Raw genomic sequence first — 19611 nt, forward strand, 5'->3', positions numbered from 1 at the left:
GAAGGTCTGCCCGCGGCTCGAACCGCTGACGGAATTGAGCGACTAATCAGAGGGTGCGAGCCGGGCGGCGATGCCGGCAATCAATCTGGATAGTCGTTGGAACCGCGTCAGCTTGCGCAGGAGGGACCGAAATGTTCAAGCCGTCGGCAAAGGCCGCGATCGTTTCAATCATGACCGTTGGCGCCGCGCTGTCGTTTTGCCTGGCAGCCGCCCGCGCCGGTGACGATGTCACCGAGGACCAGATCATCAAGGCGCTGACGCCCGACAAGAAGCCGCTGACCCGCGGTCTTTCGGCCGGCCCGCAGACCACCTCGCCGGAGCTGAACGTCGACCAGGCCAAATTCGTGCAGAGCGTCCGCGGCCGCACCACCCGCTCGCTGTCCTCGGCCGAGCGCGAGGAAATCGCGACCATCGTCCAGGACAAGCCCAAGATCGATCTCGAGATCAACTTCGACTACAACTCCGCCGATATCAGCGCCAAGTCGCTGCCGTCGGTGCAGGCGCTCGGCCGCGCCTTGACCAATCAGGACCTGAAGGGCTCGACCTTCGTGGTCGCCGGCCACACCGACGCCGCCGGCGGTGAGGACTACAATCAGGGCCTCTCGGAACGCCGTGCCGACGCCATCAAGCGCTATCTCGTCGACAAATACGGCATCAACGGCACCGATCTCGTCACCGTCGGCTATGGCAAGAGCAAGCTGAAGGACCCGAGCCACCCGATGGCGGAGGTGAACCGGCGCGTGCAGGTCGTGAACGTGGAAAACAAGGCCACCGCCGCCAAGTGATGGGCGGTGGCGTGGCCCCTTTTTGAGGTTACAATGCGCCCCGCACCCCGGCGGGGCGCATTTGCTTTAGGGCCAATGCTGTTGGGTCGAGCCCCAACGCGGCCCACAGGTGACCCGCCTCACATGACGTCAGGGCATGATCCGGAACAATGGCACCGGCCTTCCGAATGCCCAGGCAATACGATAGCGAGCATGATGAGACTTCGACCAACACCGATGACGCGCCAAGCTCTGGATTGATCAGGCTATGAATTTTTCCCAATACCTCAAGCCTGCGCTCGGCACGGTGTTCTTCCTCGCCCTCGCGATCGCCTATTACGCGTTCGAGCATCGCTCCCATCCCGAAGAGAAGGTGACGCCGGGCCAGGCGCTGGTCGTGGTGACGAAGTCGACCAATGCCTGTTTCTCCGACATGGTCCGCGTCACCGGCTTCATCGTGCCGCGCCGCGAGGCGCAGGTGAATGTCGACCAGGACGGCTCCAAGGTCACCGACGTGCTGGTCCGCGAGGGCGACACCGTCACCGAGAACCAGGAACTGGCGCGGCTGACCCCGCCGCCGCAGCAGGCCGCACAGGCCAATGCCAAGCCGCTTGTGCTGCGGGCGCCGGCGGCCGGCCTTATCACCGAAGTGCGCACCGCGCCCGGCGCGCCGGCCTCGCCGCAGGCGCCTCCGATGTTCAAGATCTCCATCAACAACGAGATCGAGCTCGACGCCGAGGTGCCGGGCTTCCAGCTCCTGAAGCTCAATCCCGGCGCCAATGTGCGGATCAGCCGCGACGATGCGCCCGACATGGTCGGCAAGGTCCGCCAGATCTCGCCGCAGATCGACCGCACCACCCAGCTCGGGCACGTCCGCATCACCATCAACAACAATCCGACGCTGAAGGTCGGCATGTTCGCGCGCGCCAATATCGACGCCAAGCGCTCCTGCGGCGTCGCGGTGCCGCGCACCGCGATCGACCGCCTGACCCTGCAGGTCGTGAAGGGCAACACCGTCGAGACCCGCAGGGTGCGCGTCGGGCTGACCTCCGACACCTCGACCGAAATCCTTGAAGGCCTCGACGTCGGCGAAATCGTCGTGGCCGACGCTGGCACCTCGTTGCATGACGGCGACCAGATCAAGACCATGTTCGCCGACGAACTCGATCGCACGCGATCACGGTAATTCGGGCACGCTAATGGCTTTGAACATCTCGGCATGGTCGATCCGGAACCCGCTTCCCTCGATCGTCTTCTCGATCATCCTGCTCGTGCTGGGCTGGGTCTCCTTCACCAAGCTCGCGGTGACGCGGCTGCCGAGCGCCGACATTCCGGTGATCTCGGTCGCGGTCTCGCAATTCGGCGCCGCGCCGTCGGAACTTGAATCGCAGGTCACCAAGACCATCGAAGACGGCGTCTCCGGCGTCGAGGGCGTGCGCCATATCTCCTCCTCGATCACCGACGGCCTGTCGGTGACCACGATCCAGTTCGCGTTGGAGACCAACACCGACCGCGCGCTCAACGACGTCAAGGACGCGGTGACGCGGGTGCGCGCCAATCTGCCGCAGAATGTCACCGAGCCGTTGATCCAGCGCGTCGACGTGATCGGCCTGCCGATCGTGACCTATGCTGCGATCTCGCCCGGCAAGACGCCGGAGCAGCTGTCCTATTTCGTCGACGACGTGGTCAAGCGCGCCCTGCAGGGCGTGCGCGGCGTCGCCCAGGTCGAGCGCATCGGCGGTGTCGAGCGCGAGATCCTGGTCTCGCTCGATCCCGACAAGCTCCAGGCGGTGGGGCTCACCGCGGTCAATGTCAGCCAGATCCTGCGCGGCACCAATGTCGACGTCGCCGGCGGCCGCGCCGAGATCGGCAAGAACGACCAGGCGATCCGCACGCTGGCCGGCGCCAAGACGCTGAACGAGCTCGCCGGCACCATGATCCCGCTGTTCGGCGGCGGCGAGATCCGGCTCGACGATCTCGGCACCGTCACCGACACCATCGCCGACCGGCGCACCTTCGCCCGCTTCAACGGCGAGCCGGTTGTCGCGCTCGGCATCAAGCGCTCCAAGGGCGCCAGCGACGTCGTCGTCGCGGCCGCGGTGCAGAAGCGGATCGACGCGCTGAAGGTGGCCTATCCCGATGTCGACCTGAAGCTGATCGACACCTCGGTCGAGTTCACCAAGGGCAATTACGAGGCCGCGATCTCGACCCTGTTCGAGGGCGCGATCCTCGCCGTGATCATCGTGCTGCTGTTCCTGCGCGACATGCGCGCCACGATCATCGCGGCGGTCTCGCTGCCGCTATCGATCTTCCCGGCCTTCTGGGCGATGGACCTGCTCGGCTTCTCGCTCAACCTCGTCTCCTTCCTCGCCATCACGCTCTCGACCGGCATCCTGGTCGACGATGCCATCGTCGAGATCGAGAACATCGTCCGCCACATGCGGATGGGCAAGACGCCCTATCGTGCCGCCCTCGAAGCCGCCGACGAGATCGGCCTTGCGGTGATCGCGATCTCGCTCACCATCATCGCGATCTTCGCGCCGGCGAGCTTCATGTCCGGCATTGCCGGGCAGTTCTTCAAGCAGTTCGGCATCACCGTGTCGGTGCAGGTGTTCTTCTCGCTGCTCGCTGCGCGCTTCGTGACGCCGATGCTGGCCGCCTATTTCCTCAAGCATCATGACCACGATGATCCTCCGCCCGGCCCGATCCTGCGCGGCTATCACAGCCTCGTCACCTGGTCGGTGAAGCATTACTTCGTCACCGTGCTGATCGGCTTTGCGATCTTCGCCGCGTCGATCTGGAGCATCACGCTGCTGCCGCAGGGCTTCCTGCCGGCGCAGGACACCGCGCGCTCGCTGCTCGCGATGGAGCTGCCGCCCGGCTCGCAGCTCGCCTACACCGAGAAGGTCACCGAGGAGATCGTGGCGCGGCTGCGCAAGCGGCCTGAGGTACGGAGCGTGTTCGTCGATGGCGGCCGGGTGCCGCCGGGCCTGCAGGAGGTCCGCCGCGCCGCGCTGATCATCAACTACACGCCGAAGGCCGACCGCAAGATCACCCAGCGCGAGCTCGAACTGTCGATCGGCAAGGAGCTCGATAACGTTCCTGACATCAGGTTCTGGTTCCTCGACGAGAACGGCCTGCGCGCGATCTCGCTGGTCGTCACCGGTACCGACAGCAACATCGTCAACAACGTGGCCAGCGAACTCGCGACGCAGATGAAGCGGATTCCGATCATCGCCAACGTGATCTCGGAGACCGCGCTCGACCGGCCCGAGCTGCGCATCCGCCCGCGCGCCGAGCTCGCGGCCCGGCTCGGCGTCTCGACCGAAAGCCTGTCGCAGACCATTCGCGTCGCCACCATCGGCGACGTCGGTCCTGCGCTGGCGAAGTTCGACGCCGGCGACCGCCAGGTACCGATCCGCGTCCAGCTCGAGGACAATGCGCGCAGCGACCTGCAGATGCTGGAGCAGCTGCGGGTGCCGCTCGGCCAGCGGGGCGAGCGCGGCGGCGTGCCGCTCTCCGTCGTCGCCGACATCCAGCTCGACCAGGGCCCGACCAGCATCAACCGCTACGACCGCGAGCGGCAGGCCACCGTCGCCGCCGACCTTGTCGGCAATGCCGCGCTCGGCGACGCCACCAAGCTGATCTACGACCTGCCGGTCATGAAGACCCTGCCGAAGGGCGTGCGGGTCAGCCCGTCCGGCGACGCCGAGAGCCTCGCCGAGCTGTCCGACGGTTTCGCCACCGCGATCACCGCCGGCCTGATGATGGTCTATGCCGTGCTGGTGCTGCTGTTCGGCACCTTCCTGCAGCCGATCACCATCCTGTTCTCGCTGCCGCTCTCGATCGGCGGCGCGATCGGCGCACTGCTGTTGACCGGCAAGCAGCTCACCACGCCGGTGTGGATCGGCATCCTGATGCTGATGGGCATCGTCACCAAGAACGCCATCATGCTGGTGGAGTTCGCGGTGGAGGCGATCCGCGACGGCAAGGCGCGCGAGGAAGCCATGATCGACGCCGGCATGAAGCGCGCCCGCCCGATCGTGATGACCACGATCGCGATGGCCGCCGGCATGATGCCGTCAGCGCTTGCGTTCGGCGCGGGCGGCGAATTCCGCTCGCCGATGGCGCTCGCAGTGATCGGCGGCCTGATCTTCTCGACCGCGCTGTCGCTGGTGTTCGTGCCGGCGATGTTCATGGTGATGGATGATGTCGGCGGCCTGATCTGGCGCTTCGGCAAGCGGCTCGTGGTCTCGCATGCCGACCACGAGCTGACCCCGAACGAGCACCAGTCCGACGACACCAAGCGCCCGCCCGGCCCGCCGAACATGATCTCGCCCGCCGCGGAATGAGCTGAGGCCGCGCCTCGCCAGCGGTGCGACCCGTACGAGATGACGTACTCCAAAATATCGAAAACAACCCCATGCAAAGGAGCCGACGGCGGCCGGAATCCGACACGGCGACTTGACACGTCGGGCAAATCAGCGATATTTTTCCATTATTCCGAAATCATGGTGTGAGTCTACGACTCCTCCAACACGTCGTCCCTGCCTGGTGCGCAATTGCGCACGGGAGCAGGGACGACGATGAGGAAGGATATCGATTCAGGGCGTTACACCAGGCGGTGTCATCGCCTGCGCATGCGGGTGATCTCAAGTTCTAATACAGCCGCGTCCGATAGGCCTCTTCCATCGCCTTCTCGGCGACTTCGACCTCGATCGCGGCGGTCTGCTCGGCGATGATCCGGCCGAGCGTCGGAAAGCTGTGGCGCTCGACTTGCGCGGCGGGATTCCAGAGCTTCGAGCGCATCAGTGCCTTGCCGCAGTGGAAGTAGGTCTCATCGACATGCACCTTGAGCCCGATGATCGGCGTGACGTTCTGCACCGTCAGCGGCGTCAACAAATCCGCCTCCTGCGAGATTTCGGCCCGCCCGTTGACGCGCAGCGTTTCGTTGATGCCGGGCACCATGAAGATCAGCCCGATCCCGGGCGACGCGATGATATTGCCGAACGTATCGACCCGGTTGTTGCCGCGCCGATCCGGGATCAGCAGCGTCTTGTCGTCGAGCACGGAGACGAAGCCCGGCGCATCGCCGCGCGGGCTGGCGTCGGCATGACCCTTGCCGTCGCTGGAAGCGATGACGAGGAACGGCGACAGCGCGATGAAGTCGCGGCAGAACTTGTCGAGATGATAGAGCACCTTTTTCTCGGCGAGCGGGCTCAATTGCCCGAAATGCGCACGAAGATCCTCGTGCGATTTGACCGGCGGCTTGCCGCCCGCACTCTGGTCACCCATAGCGAACCTCCCGTTTGGTTTGTCTCAATTCGTTGAGCATGATCTCCGCGCAAACGCTCCGCGTTTGTCGCGAGGGAACACCGCTTCGCACTTTTCCGGATCATGCTCTATACCGCGTCGATCCCGCACCAGCTCGCGACGAAGAGGGCGTAGGCCTTGGTCACCTTCTTCAGCGAATCGAGCTGGACCCGTTCATTGAAGCCGTGCGCGTTCTCCATCCTGGCGCCGAAGCAGAATGCGGGAACACCATAATCCAGGCCATAGAAGCGCGCATCCGTCAGCGCGGTCGAGGGAAAATCCGTCAGCTCGCGCCCGAACACATGCTCGTAGACCGAGCCGAGGACCGCCTCGCTCTCCTGCACCTCGGTCGCTTCATAGCCCGGCGACAGGAAGCCGGACCAGACGATCTCTGGCGGATTGTTGGCGAGGAACGGATGGGCCCTGGCAGCCTTGGTCACGCACTCGACGATCTCGGCCTGGCAGTCGGCGATTTTCCATCCCGGCAGGATTCCGATCCGGCAATCGACGTCGCACCACGCCGGCACGCTGGAGGCCCAATCGCCGCCCTTGATGATGCCGGGATTGAAGTTGAGCGGGTGATGCACCGCGCCGAAATGGCGATGCGACTTGGCACGTTCGTTCCACTCCGCCTCGAGCGTGTCGAGATGGCCGATCAGATGATAGGCGGCGCGGATAGCGTTGGAGCCGGTGCCGGCGCGCGCAACATGGACCGGGATTCCGCGAACCTTGAGGCGAAACCAGATCACGCCGACCTGGGCTCGCATCAGCCGTTCCTCGGTCGGCTCCGGCAGCAGGCAGGCATCGGCACGGTAACCTCGCTGCAACGTCGAGAGCGCGCCGAGACCGGTGCTCTCCTCCTCGATCACGGATTGCAGATGGATGCGGCCCTTCGGCGCAAAGTCCGCGGCCTTCACCGCATCGAGCGCGTAGAGCGCGGCAATGGTGCCCGACTTCATGTCGCCGGTGCCGCGGCCATAGAGCCAGCCGTCCTCGACCACCGGCTGGAACGGCGGCCGCTCCCACATGTCGAGCGGCCCGACCGGTACCACGTCGCAATGCCCCTGAAGGATCAGCGAACGTCCCTCCTCGCGCGCCGGCCGATAGGTGCCGACGACGGTCCGCGCGCGGGAAAAATCGGTCTCGACCGGCCCGTAGCCGGGCAAGGTCTTCAGCTCGTCCTGATTGATGACCCAGTCGTCGACCTCATAGCCGCGCTCGCGCAGCAGCTTCGCGAACATGTCCTGGCACGGACCTTCCTGGCCGCGCGTGCTGGGAATCGACGAGAAGGCGATCGTGGTCGCGAGCTGCTGCTCGAAGGCGGCGTCGACAGCCGCCTCGATGCGCTCGCGCGCGCCGGCCGGAAGGGGAACTGAACGGCTGTCGGTCATGAATTGATCCTTGCTGTAGGGCGTGTAACGGCCACGGCCGCAAAGCCCGGCTGGTCGAAGAAATCGCGCCCGGGAATCGCGTCGAGCAGATCGCGAGTGTAGGCTTGGCACGGCGCGGTGAACACTTCGGCGGTGGTGCCTTCCTCCACGATACGCCCCTTCTGCAGGACGATGACGCGGTCGGCGATCTCGGCGGCGATCCGCAAATCGTGCGTGATGAAGATCATCGCAAGCCGCATCTCCTGGCGCAACTCGGCGAGCAGCGCCAGCACCTGGGCCTGCACCGAGACGTCCAGCGCCGACACCGCCTCGTCGGCGATCAGAACCCGCGGCTTCAGCGCCAGCGCCCGCGCGATGCAGATGCGCTGGCGCTGGCCGCCCGAGAACTCGTGCGGGTAGCGATCGGCGGCGGTCGCCGACAGGCCGACCCGCACCAGGAGCTTGTTCGCCTGGGCCATCGCCTCGGCCCGCGACGTCCCATAGGCCATCGGTCCGCGCGCGATGGCATCGCCGACCTTCTGGCGCGGATCGAGACTGGCAAACGGATCCTGGAACACGATCTGGAGCTGGCGCCGCGCCTGGCGCAACGCCTCGCCGCGCAGCTGCCGGAGATCCGCGCCGCCAAAGCGGATGGCGCCGGCGTCAGGTTCGGTAAGCCGCATGATCATGCGCCCGAGCGTCGACTTGCCGGAACCGGATTCACCGACCACCGCAAGCGTCTCGCCCTCGTGCAGCGTCAGTGAGATGCCATCAGCGGCGGTCACCTCGCGTGGCGGCTGCAGCCAGCCGCGCTTGACCCGAAAGGTCTTTTGCAGGCCGATGACCTCGAGCAGCGGCTCGGGACGCAGGATGGCCTCGTGGATGTCGGCGAGGCGCGCCTTCGGAACCGCGTCGATCAGTTCGCGCGTGTAGGCGGCCTGCGGATTGCGAAGCACCTCGCTGGCCGTGCCCTGCTCGACCACCTTGCCATGGCGCAGCACCACGACGCGATCGGCAACGTCGGCGACAACGCCGAAATCATGGGTGATCAGCAGCACGCCCATGCCGCGCTCGCGCCGGAGATCGTCAATCAGGCGCAGGATCTGGCGCTGGGTCGTGACATCGAGCGCGGTCGTCGGCTCGTCTGCGATCAGGAGCGCGGGGCGGTTGGCCATCGCCATCGCGATCATCACGCGCTGGCGCTGGCCACCGGAAAGCTCAAACGGGTAGCTCTTTTCCAGCAGCTGCGGATTCGGCAGCCCGACCTGGGTCAGCAGCGTCAGCACCCGCTCGCGGAGTTCGGTCGCCGAGGGCGCAGGCCGCTGGTGCGCCAGGATCATCTCCTCGATCTGCCTGCCGACGCGCTTCAGCGGATTGAGCGAAGACAACGGCTCCTGAAAGATCATCGCGGCGTTGCCGCCGCGCAGCTTGCGGAGAGCGCGGCCGTCGAGCTTCGACGGATCCTGCCCTGCGACCGCCACGGCGCCGGACGCGATGTCGACGCCCCGCGGCAACAGCGACAGCACTGCATGCGCGATCATCGACTTGCCGGAGCCGGACTCGCCGACCAGGCAAACCACTTCGTTTGGCTTGATCTCAAAGGAGACGTTCTCGACCGCGAAGGGCCGATCACCGCCCTTGGGGAGCGCGATCGAGAGACCATCGACGGCAAGAACAGGCGCACCGGACTGCATGGCTTCGCTCATGAGCGGCGCCTCGAGACGCGCGGGTTGAGGACATCAGACAGTCCCTCGCCGAACAGGTTGATCGCCAGCACGGTGACGAGGATGGCGAGGCCGGGAAACACGCTCATCCACCACGCGTTCCGGATCACGGTGCGGCCCGCGCCGATCATGAAGCCCCACGACATCAGATTGGGATCGCCGAGCCCCATGAAGGACAGCGCGCTTTCCAGCAGGATCGCAGTGGCAACCGTCAGCGACGTCACCACCAGGATCGGCGAGATCGCGTTCGGCAGGATATGGCCGAGCACGATGCGCCAGGTGCGTTCGCCCTGGCACAGCGCGGCCTCGACGAATTCGCGGTGCCGCAGACGGAGGAATTCGGCGCGCGTGAGCCGCGCCAGCGGCGGCCAGCTCACCGCGCCGATGGTCAGGATGATCGTGAGCAGCGACGGATTGAAGGTCGCGACCAGCAGGATGGCCAGCACGAAGGCTGGAATGGTCTGGAACAATTCCGTCATCCGCATCAGCACCAGATCGACCTTGCCGCCGAAATAGCCTGAGATCGCGCCGATCACGACGCCGATCGCCATCGCCGCGAGCGCCGAGGCGATGCCGATCAGGAGCGACACGCGTGCGCCATAGGCGACGCCGGCGGCGACGTCGCGGCCGAGCGTGTCGCCGCCGAGCCATAATCCGTCCTCGCCGGGCGGCGTGAACGGCGCGCCGACCATCTCCCAGGGCGAGACCGGAAACGCGATCGGCGCAACGATCGCGACGACAACAACGACGAGCAGCAGGACGAGGCCGATCATTCCGCTCGGATGACGCAGGAAGGCGCGCACCGTGTCCATCACGCCGCTCCCGTGGTCATGCGGGGATCAATCAACCGGTAGACCAGGTCGGTGAGCAGGTTGAGCGCGATCACGACGATCGAGAGGATCAGGAAGATGCCGAGCAGGACCGGATAGTCGCGCTGCAACAGTGCCTCGAAGGTCAAGCGGCCGAGGCCCGGCCAGGCAAACACCGTCTCGATCACCACAGCGCCGCCGACCAGCGCGCCGGCCTGCATGCCGGCGACGGTGACGACCGGCACCAGCGCATTGCGCAGCATGTGGCCGACCACGATGCGCGTTCCGGACAAGCCCTTGGCGCGCGCGGTCTTGATGAAATCCTGCTGCGCGACCTCGATGATCGAGGATCGCATCAGCCGCGCATAGATCGCCAGATAGATCGCCGCCAGCGACGTGACCGGCATGATCATGTGTTTCATGATGTCGAGCGCATGCTCGACCGGCGAGAGCTGGACGTTGATGGTCTCGTAACCGAACGGCGGCAACCAGCCGAGCGTCACCGAGAACACCAGCACCAGCATCAGGCCGAGCCAGAACACCGGCGTCGCGTAGAGCACGAGCGAGAGCACGGTGAACACCGTGTCGAGCACGCTGCCGGCCGCGAGCCCGGCCAGCGCGCCGAGCGCGGTGCCGATCAGGAGCGCGAGGCAAAACGCCGTGACGGTCAGCAGCAGCGTCGCCGGCAGCCGTTCGAGGATCAGATCGACGACCGGACGACGCTGGCGATAGGAATAGCCGAGGTCGAGCCTGATGACGCGGCCGAGGTGGCTCACGAGCTGCACGAAATACGGCTTGTCGAGGCCATACTCCTTGCGCAGGTCGTCGAGCAGTTTTGGATCGGACGCGCCGGATTGCCCGGCCATGACCTGGGCCGGATCGCCGGGCGCGGCGCGCACCAGCACGAAATTGAACGTCGCGATGACGAGGATCACGGCGACGAGCTGGGCGATGCGGCTGACCGCCTGAAGTCCGATCGTCGCGGCGCTGCCGAGCCGGGTCACGATTTGTAGACCGACCCGAAGGTTTCGTGCGAGCCGATGCCCGTCGTCACGATGTTCTTGAACGCCTTGTCGTAGATGATGGGATATTCGATCTCGAGCGTCCAGGCCACCGGCACATCCTCGACCAGGATCTGCTGCACCTTGCTGTAGAGCTCCTGGCGCTTGGCTTCATCGAGCGTCACCGCGGCCTCGTCGAACAGTTTGTCGACTTCGGTATTCGAATAGCCTTGCGTGTTGGAGAACAGGATGCCCTTCTTGATGTTCGACGAAATATAGGTGCGGGCGACGCCCAGCGCGGGATCGCCGAGCTGGTAGAGCAGATTCTGGGTCATCTCATAATCCCAGTTGCCGACCTTCTCGGCCCATCCGGCCATGTCGGTGCCGACAAGCACGAGATCAATGCCGACCCGCGCAAAACTCTGGCGGAAGAATTCGCCGGCCCGCTGATAGGACTCGCCATAGGGCGGCACGATATACTTGATCTCGGCGCGCTTGCCGTTGGCGCCAGGCTTCAGTCCCATGTCGTCGAGCAGGGCCTTGGCCTTGTCGACCGAAAACTCGTAGCGCTTCACGTTCGGATCGTAGAACCGCGTCTTCGACGAGATCGGTCCGGTCGCCACCTTGGCATTGCCGAAATAGACCCGCTTGCTGAACGCCTCGCGATCGATCAGGTGCATCACCGCCTGCCGGAACCGCTTGTCGTTCATCGGGGCGATGCGGTTGTTCATCTCGAGCCACTGATGCGGCGCGAAATACTCGTAGCCCCTGGTGGTGAATTCGAGGTTCTTCTGCGCCTTGAAGCGCTGGACGTCGTAGAATTCGACGTCGGACCATTGCACGAGCTGCACCGTGCCGTTCTCGAGCGCCAGCGCGCGCGAGGCCGCATCCGGAATCACGCGGTAGACGATCTCGTCGAGATAGGGCTGGTCCTTCTGATAGTAGCCATCGTGGCGGACGAGATGAACGTGCGAGCCGCGCACCCACTCCTTCAGCTTGAAGGGGCCGGTGCCGATCGCCTTGTCGTTCTCCGGGTTCTTGCGGTAGTCGGTGCCGTCATAGATGTGCTTGGGTACGATCGGTGCAGACGTGCAATCGAAGCAGCCGATGAAGGGCGCGAACGGCTGCTTCAATTTGAACACGACGGTGAGCGGATCGGGCGCTTCCGCCGTCGCCACGCGGGCGAAGTTTTGCCGTGCGCGCGGATGCGTCTCCACCAGCAGCTTCATGCAGCTGAAGACCACGTCCTCCGAGGTCATCGGCTTGCCGTCGTGGAAGGTGATGCCGGGAAACAGCTTGAACGTATAGGTCAGGCCGTCGGGCGAGATCTCCCAGGACCGCGCCATGCCCGGCATCGGCTTGAGATCGGCGCCGTATTTCAGCAGGCCTTCGTAAATCTTGCCGCCGAGCGTCAAGGTCGGCTGCTGCTGGTTCAGCGCGGTCACCAGGACCGGTGGCTCAGGTTGGATGATGGTGTTGAGCGTTCCACCGCGGGTCTGGCCCGCCGCCCGCGTGATGCCGAACGGGATGGCTGCACCGCAGGCCAGCATTGCCTTGGTGAATTCGCGTCTGTTCATCGGACCTCTCCCTCTCCGCGCTCTCACATTCGATTTCGGCGAATGCCGCGGGGTGAGGCATTGTTGCCAAACGCCATATCCCGCGCTACCTGAAGGGGGACAACAACCATCGCGATCGGGCCAAGTGGCCCGGAAGATGCATGAGCACCCTGCGAAAACGACGATCGATCAGGAGCTCACGACACTTGAAAGTCGCAGCGCGACGAAATGACACCACCGGCTTGCGCGTTTGCCGCAAGCAATCGGGTCCCGCAGCCGCCGCGCACTATGCCGGACAGCTGCAACAGGTCGAACGGCCGCTCGCGGCGATGGCGGCCTCCTATCCGAACGAAAGCACCAGCGCGCGGCACGCGCACCGACGCGATCAATTCATCCTGCAGACCGCGGGCGTGACCTCGATGATGACCGAGCGCGGCCATTTCGTCGTGCCGCCCGGCCACGGCCTGTGGATTCCGGCCGGCGTCGCGCACCAGTCGCGGGCATGGGGCGAGGTCGAGATCCAGACCATCTATGTCACGCCTGACCGCATCAGGAATGCTCCGGCGACATGCCGCCTGATCAAAGTCTCCGCGCTGGTCGAGGCGTTGATGGAAGAAGCGGTGCACATGCCGACCCGTTACGATCCGGAAGGGCGCGACGGCAGGCTGGTCGATTTCCTGCTCGACGAGATCGGCAGGATGCCGGAAGTGTCGCTGCATGTGCAGGTGCCGCCCGATCCGCGGCTCGCCGCGATCTGCGAAGCCGTGCTGGTCGATCCGAGTTCCGATCTTACGCTCGACGAATGGGCCGATCGCTGCCAGCTCAGCCGGCGGACGCTGACGCGTCTGTTCCGGCGCGAGACCGGCCAGAGCTTTGCGGCCTGGCGCCAGCGGGTGCGGCTGCTCGAAGCGCTGGCGCGGCTCGGCGCCGGCGAGGCCGTCACCTGCTTTGCGCTCGACGTCGGCTATGAAAGTCCGAGCGCTTTCGCCGCGATGTTCAAGCGCGAGCTCGGCGCCGCGCCGCGCCAGTATCTGCGCTGGGCCGATCCCGAAGTGGTGATGCGGTAGGCGCTCGCGTCACGCATCTATCGAAATGCAAAACCCCTGCGGTCAACGGGAGAGACCGCAGGGGTTTGCAGGTGGATGGCGTGAGGCCAGCAAGGCTGGGTGTCACCCCAAGGACCGGCGGCCGGATGAAAGCGGTACCGGCCTCATCATGCAAGCACGTCTTTTAGGCAGGAGTGCGTCAACATCGGCAAGCAGAGCACGCGAGAGAATTGAATCTTCCCGCGCGCGTTGCATGCAGTCCGCTCTAGTCGTTGCGGGCGACCGCGGTCAGCTTGGTCATGTTGTGCAGCATGATCCGGCCGCGTTGCAGGTCGACGATGCCGTCCTTGCGCCAGGTCTGCAGCTGCCGGTTGACGCTTTCGCGCGCGGCGCCGACGAAGATGCCGAGCTGTTCCTGCGAGATGTGCACCTCGGAACCGAAATCCTCGGCCAGCGCGCACAGACGCCGTGCGAGGCGGACCGGCAAAGGCTGCAGCACGGATTCTTCCATCCGCTCGCTCTGCCAACGAATTCGCTGGCACAGCAATTCGATCAGCCTGACCGCAACCTTCGGCTCGCGCTCGAGGAAGCCGAGGAAATCCTGCCGCCGCAACACGAATAATTCGCTGGGCTCGCCCGCGGTCGCATCCGCGGTGCGGTCCTGCCCGTCGAGCACGGCGACTTCGCCGAACAGGTCGCCGGATCCCATGAAGTTCAGTGTGAGCCGGCTGCCGTCGGAAGCACCGGTCTCGATCCGGATTTGGCCGCGGCGGACCCCAAACAGGGCATCGCCGGGATCGCCTTTCTGGAACAGCACCTCACCGGTCGCGAGTTGCTGGGTGTGGCAGAGGCCGGAAAGCCGCTGCAACTCGTCCGCACCGAGATCGGCGAACATCGGATTCATCTTCAGAATGACCGCAAATTCGGCCTGTTTGCTCATTGTACTGCCTTCCAAATCCTTCCGAGCAGTCCCCTGACGCCCGGTTAGCAAAAATCACCCTCATAAGAGTGTGGGAGAGGTCACATAAGTTCATGCGGTAACGGATTATTTTTCCGGTCATTGGAGCCAGATCCTGCTTGCGGGATAAGCTCGTTTGATCGGCCGTGACTTTCTGCAACGGAACCCCACTTGCCCGGCCTGGAACAACGACATGAGAGCACTGAAATTCGCCGGGGCCGCCATCGCTGCCGTGATCGTGATCATCGCGTTGGTGGCCGTGGTCGGGATCCCGTCCTCGTTCCTCACATCGACCATCACCGATCGGGTCGAGCGCGAGACCGGCTACAAGCTCACCATCAATGGCGGCGCCAAGATCGGCCTCTGGCCGAAGGTCAATCTGACGCTGAGCGACGTCGTGTTGCAGGACCCGCGCGGGCGCGACGTCAACAACCGGTTCGCGGCAAGCAGCGTCGAGGCCGAGATGACGCTGTCGAGCCTGTGGTCGGGCCGGCCCGACATCACCGACCTCGCGATCGTCAAGCCGGTGATCAATCTGCCGCTGCAGCGCGAGCGCACCCGCGACCACAATCCGCCGGCGAAATCTTCCGCGTCCGATGGCGGCGGCATCACGATCCGGCATGTCAGCGTCAGCGGCGGCACCGTCGTCTTCGCCAATGTACGCGACCGGATCGAGAGCCGGATCGAGACGCTCAATGCGGACGCGACCATCGGCGACGACCGCAAGATCGTCGTCACGGGTGACGCACACGCCGGCGACAAGCCGCTGAAATTCGAGATCCGCGCCACCGCGCCGCAAGCACCGCTGGAGCGTCAGAGCGTGCCGGCCGAATTCAGCATCGATGCGCCCGGCCTGTTGCCCGCGGCGATCAAGGCGAATGCGGAAGCGCGGCTGAACGGCACGGTGGTGATGTTCAACGGCGTCTCCGGCACGCTCGGCGACGGCGGCTTCACCGGCTGGGCCTCGGTCGATTTCGCCAGCAACAAGCCGCTGGTGAAGCTCGATCTCGACTTCCAGCACATTGCGATCGCGATGCCGCCGGGGCAGGCCGGCTCCACGCAGCCGCTGGGTACGAATACGTGGAGCAACGCGTCGGTCGATCTTGCCGGGCTCAACTATGTCGACGCACAGGCGCGCATCTCGGCGGCGGAGCTCGTGATCGGCGACGGCCGCTTCACGCAGGCGGCGATCGATGCGTCCATCGACAGCGGCGTGCTGAAGGGCCGGTTCGCCAATCTCGGCGCCTATGAGGGCACCGCCGATGGCGACGTCACCATCGACGCGCGAGCCACGAATCCAACCTACGCGTTACGGCTCGACCTCGCCGGCGCGCGCGCGCTGCCGGTGCTGAAGAGCCTCGCCGAGTTCGACAAGCTCGACGGCAAGATGCAGGCTAAGATCGCGCTGACCTCGCAAGGCAGCAGCGAGCGCGCCATCGTCGGCAATCTCGCCGGCACCGCCTTCGTCGTGTTCCAGGACGGCAAGATCCTCGGCCTCAACGTGGCGCAGATGATCCGCAATCTCACCACCAGCACCTTGTCGGGCTGGCAGGAGAGCCAGGAATTGTCGACCGATCTCAGCCAGCTCTCGGCCTCGTTCAAGGTCGACAAGGGCCAGGCCGTCACCACCGACCTCAATCTGATCGGTCCGCTGGTGAAGATGACCGGGGTCGGCACCATCGACCTCAACACCCGCCAGATCGGGTTCCGCGTCGAGCCGCAGCTCGTGATGACCACCGAAGGCCAGGGCCGCACCGGCAATCCGGTCGGCCTCGGCATCCCCGTGATGGTCGAGGGACCCTGGGTATCGCCGCGGATCTATCCGGAGATGCAGGGCATCCTCGACAATCCGCAGGCCGCCTATGCCAAGCTCAAGGAGATGGGCAAGGGCCTGTTCGGGGCGAACGGCCTGGGGCTGAGTCAGGGCCTCAACGGGCTGACCAATCTGCTCAATGGCGTGCAGGGCGGCGCGCAGCCCGGCAGCAGCGGCCAGGGCGGCGGCGCCGGCCAGAGCAACCCGCTCGGCGGGCAGCTTGGCGACACCATCGGCAATTTGCTGCAGCAGGGCCTTTCCACCCTCAACCAGAGCAACGCATCGCGCCCGAGCCGCGACCTGAGCCAGCCGGCGCCGCCGGCCCCCGACCAGGCCCCGCCGCCACCGCCCCCTCCGCCCGGCGAGACCGCCGAGCAGCACGACAGTCCGGCGATGAAGGATGTGCTGCGTCAGCTGTTCAATCGCTGATATTCCCGGATATCCCCCGCCGATATGAAGGGATAACCATGCGGCCCGAGCGGCCGCTCCGCCTCGCCGATCCGTGCTAAACAGCGGCGGATCATGCGGCGCACCCGATTGGGGGCCGGACGAGGCTGGATGAACTCGGCTACGGACAAGGGCAAGAACTGGTTCCTGCGCGGCGGCCTGTTCGCCAAGTATGTCCTCGCGCTGGTCGGCCTCGTCGTGTTCGTGCTGGCGGTCAACGGCGCGCTCGAGACCTGGATCAGCTACCGCGGCATCAAGGGCACGCTGACGGACGCGATGAGCGAGAAGGCGGATGCGACCGCCAAGCGCATCGAGCAGGCGATCTCCGACCTCGAGCGGCAGATCTCCTGGGTGACCCGCGCCTCCTCCAACACGATCGAGCTGCGCCGCGCCGACTACGCGCAGTTGCTCGGCCAGGTGCCGGCGGTGAGCCAGCTCACCCTGATCAGCGGCCAGGGCCGCGAGCTGCTGCGGCTGTCGCGCCAGACCACCACCGTGAACTCCAACGCCGACTTCTCCCGCGATGTCAGATTCACCGAGACCATCGCCCGCGGCACCGCCTACGCGCCGGCGTATTTCCGCGACGGGCGGCCGTTCATGTCGATCGGCGAGCAGCATTCCGGCTTCAATGCCGGCGTCACCATGGCCGAGATCGACCTGCGCTTCCTCAATGACTATTTCGGCGACTCCCAGGTCGGCCGCCTCGCTCATGCCTATGTCGTCGACGGCAAGGGCCGCGTGCTGGCGAGCTCGTCGAAGGGTCCGGAGGTCGGCAAGGACCTTGCCGCGCTGCCGCAGGTCGCCGCGGTGCTGTCGCCTAGCGGCAGGCCGATCGCCTCCGGCAAGGATGTCGACGGCAACGCGGTGCTGACGACAGCAACGGCCGCGCCGAACCTCGGCTGGCACGTGTTTTATGAGCAGCCGACCGCGCAGGCGCTGTCGCCGATCCGCGACCAGCTGGTGCGCATTGCGCTTTTGATCGCGCTCGGCCTCGTGGTCGCGATCATCGCCGGCACGATCCTGGCGCGGCGCATGCTGGAGCCGATCACCGCGCTGCGCATCGGCGCGCGGCGGTTAGGGGCCGGCGACTTCGGCCATCGCATCGAGGTGAAGACATCCGATGAGCTGGAAGAGCTCGCCGGCCAGTTCAACAGCATGGCCACCCAGCTTGCCGAGACCTATTCCGACCTCGAGGCCAAGGTGAAGGAGCGCACCCGCGACCTCGCGCAATCGATCAACGAGCTGAAGGTGCTGGAGGAGGTCGGCCGCGCGGTGGCGTCCTCGCTCGACCTCAATGCGGTGCTGCCGACGGTCGGCGCCCGCGCGCTCGAGATCACCCATGCCGACGCCGTGCTGATCTATGGCTATGACGCCGCGCAACGCAGCTTTAACCTGACGCAATCGATCGGCATCGACGCTGCGACCGAAGGCCATCATCGCGCGATCGATGCGGCGAACAGCAGCCCGCTCGGCGAAGCCGCCGCGAAGGGCGAGCCGCTGGCGTTTCCCGATCTCACCGACCAGCCAAATCATCCGCTGCGCGATGTCGTGGTCGGCGCCGGCTTCCACTCCGTGCTCGTGGTGCCGCTGGTCGACCAGCAGGGCGTGCTCGGCGCGCTGGTGGTGCTGCGCAAGGCGGCCGGCGACTTCCCGTCGAGCCTGATCGGCCTGATGAAAACCTTTGCGCACCAGGCGGTGCTGGCGATGCGCAACGCGCGGCTGTTCACCGAGGTGGACCAGAAGAGCCACGCGCTGGAAGAGGCCAATGCCACCGTGCGCGAGCAGGCCGACAAGCTGCGCGAGCAGACCGAGGCGCTCAAGGACTGGAACAAGTCGCTGGAGCAGCGGGTCGAGACCCAGCTCGGCGAGCTCGAGCGCGTCCGCCGGCTCGAGCGCTTCCTGGCGCCGCAGGTTGCGCAGCTGATCGCCTCGTCGGACAATCCCGAGGGCCTGCTCGACAGCCACCGCCGCGAGGTCACCGTCGTGTTCTGCGACCTGCGCGGCTTCACCGCCTTCACCGAGGCGACCGAGCCGGAAGAGGCGATGAACGTGCTGCGCGAATATCACGCCGCGCTCGGCAAGCTGATCTTCAAGTATGAAGGCACGCTCGACAAATATGCCGGCGACGGCGTGATGATCCTGTTCAACGCGCCGATCCAGCTCGCCGACCACACCGCGCGTGCCGTGAAGATGGCGGTGGAGATGCGCGACACGGTCGGCCCGCTGACCGAGAAGTGGCGCAACCGCGGGCACAGTCTCGGCTTCGGCATCGGCATTGCGCTCGGCTATGCCACGCTCGGCCAGGTCGGCTTCGAGCAGCGGCTGGAATATGCCGCGATCGGCAGCGTCACCAACCTCGCCTCGCGCCTGTGCGGCGAGGCCAAGGCCGGCCAGATCGTGGTGAGCCGCCGCGTCTACGGCATGGTCGAGCCCTTCGTCGAAGGCCGCGCCATCGATGACCTCGTGCTGAAGGGATTCAACCATCCGATCCTGGCCGCGGAGATCCTGAGCTGGAAGGGCGAGCCATCAGCGGAAGCGGCGGCGGAGTAGTCAAGACACGGCTCCCTCCCACGTCGTCCCGGCGAAAGCCGGACCCATAACCACCGATGTTTGGATTGAACACGGCTGCGGCCGCAGCACAGCGTCATCGCAAGCAGCGGTGGTAATGGGTCCCGGCCTTCGCCGGGACGACACTGAATATGCGGCCCCGTTTCTGATTCAACTATCAAACAGCCAAGGGATAGACCCGAGGGGAGAAGCACACGCCCGCATCCTCGCGACGCGATCGCGCCCGAGTCATGCGATCAATC

The 19611-nt window shown here is 65.6% G+C and carries 13 protein-coding genes; 6 read left to right on the top strand and 7 right to left on the bottom strand.

Features of this window, described 5'->3' with window-relative positions; genetic code table 11:
* Positions 1-131: 131 nt before the first annotated feature.
* From ACVMB1_RS32230 to ACVMB1_RS32240, 3 genes are all read left to right on the top strand, one after another.
* The gene (locus ACVMB1_RS32230) at positions 132-785 is read left to right on the top strand and encodes an OmpA family protein (protein WP_076834764.1); all 654 of its coding nucleotides are present in this window, start codon (positions 132-134) and stop codon (positions 783-785) included.
* 247 nt (positions 786-1032) lie between these two features.
* The gene (locus tag ACVMB1_RS32235) at positions 1033-1950 is read left to right on the top strand and encodes an efflux RND transporter periplasmic adaptor subunit (protein ID WP_076834763.1); all 918 of its coding nucleotides are present in this window, start codon (positions 1033-1035) and stop codon (positions 1948-1950) included.
* 13 nt (positions 1951-1963) lie between these two features.
* The gene (locus ACVMB1_RS32240; RefSeq protein WP_057021104.1) at positions 1964-5116 is read left to right on the top strand and encodes an efflux RND transporter permease subunit; all 3153 of its coding nucleotides are present in this window, start codon (positions 1964-1966) and stop codon (positions 5114-5116) included.
* Positions 5117-5423: 307 nt separating this feature from the next.
* Here the strand turns inward: ACVMB1_RS32240 and ACVMB1_RS32245 are convergent, their stop codons facing one another.
* The 6 genes from ACVMB1_RS32245 to ACVMB1_RS32270 form a co-directional block, all read right to left on the bottom strand.
* The gene (locus tag ACVMB1_RS32245; RefSeq protein ID WP_076834761.1) at positions 5424-6059 is read right to left on the bottom strand and encodes a pyridoxamine 5'-phosphate oxidase family protein; all 636 of its coding nucleotides are present in this window, start codon (positions 6057-6059) and stop codon (positions 5424-5426) included.
* 107 nt (positions 6060-6166) lie between these two features.
* On the bottom strand, positions 6167-7468 hold the full coding sequence (locus ACVMB1_RS32250; protein WP_076834759.1) for an ArgE/DapE family deacylase: 1302 nt from the start codon (positions 7466-7468) through the stop codon (positions 6167-6169).
* A complete protein-coding gene (locus ACVMB1_RS32255) occupies positions 7465-9153 on the bottom strand; it encodes a dipeptide ABC transporter ATP-binding protein (RefSeq protein WP_076834757.1) in 1689 nt (562 codons plus the stop codon). The genes ACVMB1_RS32250 and ACVMB1_RS32255 overlap by 4 nt, the downstream gene beginning before the upstream one ends.
* Positions 9150-9983, bottom strand: a complete 834-nt coding sequence (locus tag ACVMB1_RS32260; RefSeq protein ID WP_057021099.1) for an ABC transporter permease — start codon at positions 9981-9983, stop codon at positions 9150-9152. The genes ACVMB1_RS32255 and ACVMB1_RS32260 overlap by 4 nt, the downstream gene beginning before the upstream one ends.
* Complete coding sequence (locus tag ACVMB1_RS32265; RefSeq protein ID WP_076834755.1) at positions 9983-10984, bottom strand: ABC transporter permease; 1002 nt, start codon at positions 10982-10984, stop codon at positions 9983-9985. Before ACVMB1_RS32265 ends, ACVMB1_RS32260 begins: the two co-directional genes overlap by 1 nt.
* Positions 10981-12558, bottom strand: coding sequence for an ABC transporter substrate-binding protein (locus ACVMB1_RS32270; protein WP_076834754.1), 1578 nt, complete (start codon positions 12556-12558; stop codon positions 10981-10983). Before ACVMB1_RS32270 ends, ACVMB1_RS32265 begins: the two co-directional genes overlap by 4 nt.
* A 185-nt stretch (positions 12559-12743) precedes the next feature.
* Here ACVMB1_RS32270 and ACVMB1_RS32275 point away from each other — a divergent pair, with 185 nt between their 5' ends.
* Positions 12744-13604 carry an AraC family transcriptional regulator gene (locus tag ACVMB1_RS32275; RefSeq protein WP_456849666.1) on the top strand — a complete coding sequence of 287 codons (861 nt, stop codon included), beginning with the start codon at positions 12744-12746 and terminating at the stop codon, positions 13602-13604.
* A gap of 244 nt (positions 13605-13848) precedes the next feature.
* On the opposite strand, the gene ACVMB1_RS32280 is transcribed toward ACVMB1_RS32275, so the two are convergent.
* Positions 13849-14523 (bottom strand): Crp/Fnr family transcriptional regulator, encoded by a 675-nt coding sequence (locus ACVMB1_RS32280; RefSeq protein ID WP_057021095.1) that lies wholly within the window; start codon positions 14521-14523, stop codon positions 13849-13851.
* A 211-nt stretch (positions 14524-14734) separates the two neighbouring features.
* On the opposite strand from ACVMB1_RS32280, the gene ACVMB1_RS32285 reads away from it, so the two are divergent.
* Together ACVMB1_RS32285 and ACVMB1_RS32290 are read left to right on the top strand one after the other, a co-directional pair.
* Positions 14735-16783 (top strand): AsmA family protein, encoded by a 2049-nt coding sequence (locus ACVMB1_RS32285; RefSeq protein WP_200844503.1) that lies wholly within the window; start codon positions 14735-14737, stop codon positions 16781-16783.
* 129 nt (positions 16784-16912) lie between these two features.
* Entirely contained in the window at positions 16913-19351 is a 2439-nt protein-coding gene (locus ACVMB1_RS32290) for an adenylate/guanylate cyclase domain-containing protein (RefSeq protein WP_076834745.1), read from the top strand.
* Positions 19352-19611: the final 260 nt, after the last annotated feature.

The sequence above is a fragment of the Bradyrhizobium sp. USDA 4504 genome, from assembly GCF_054063995.1.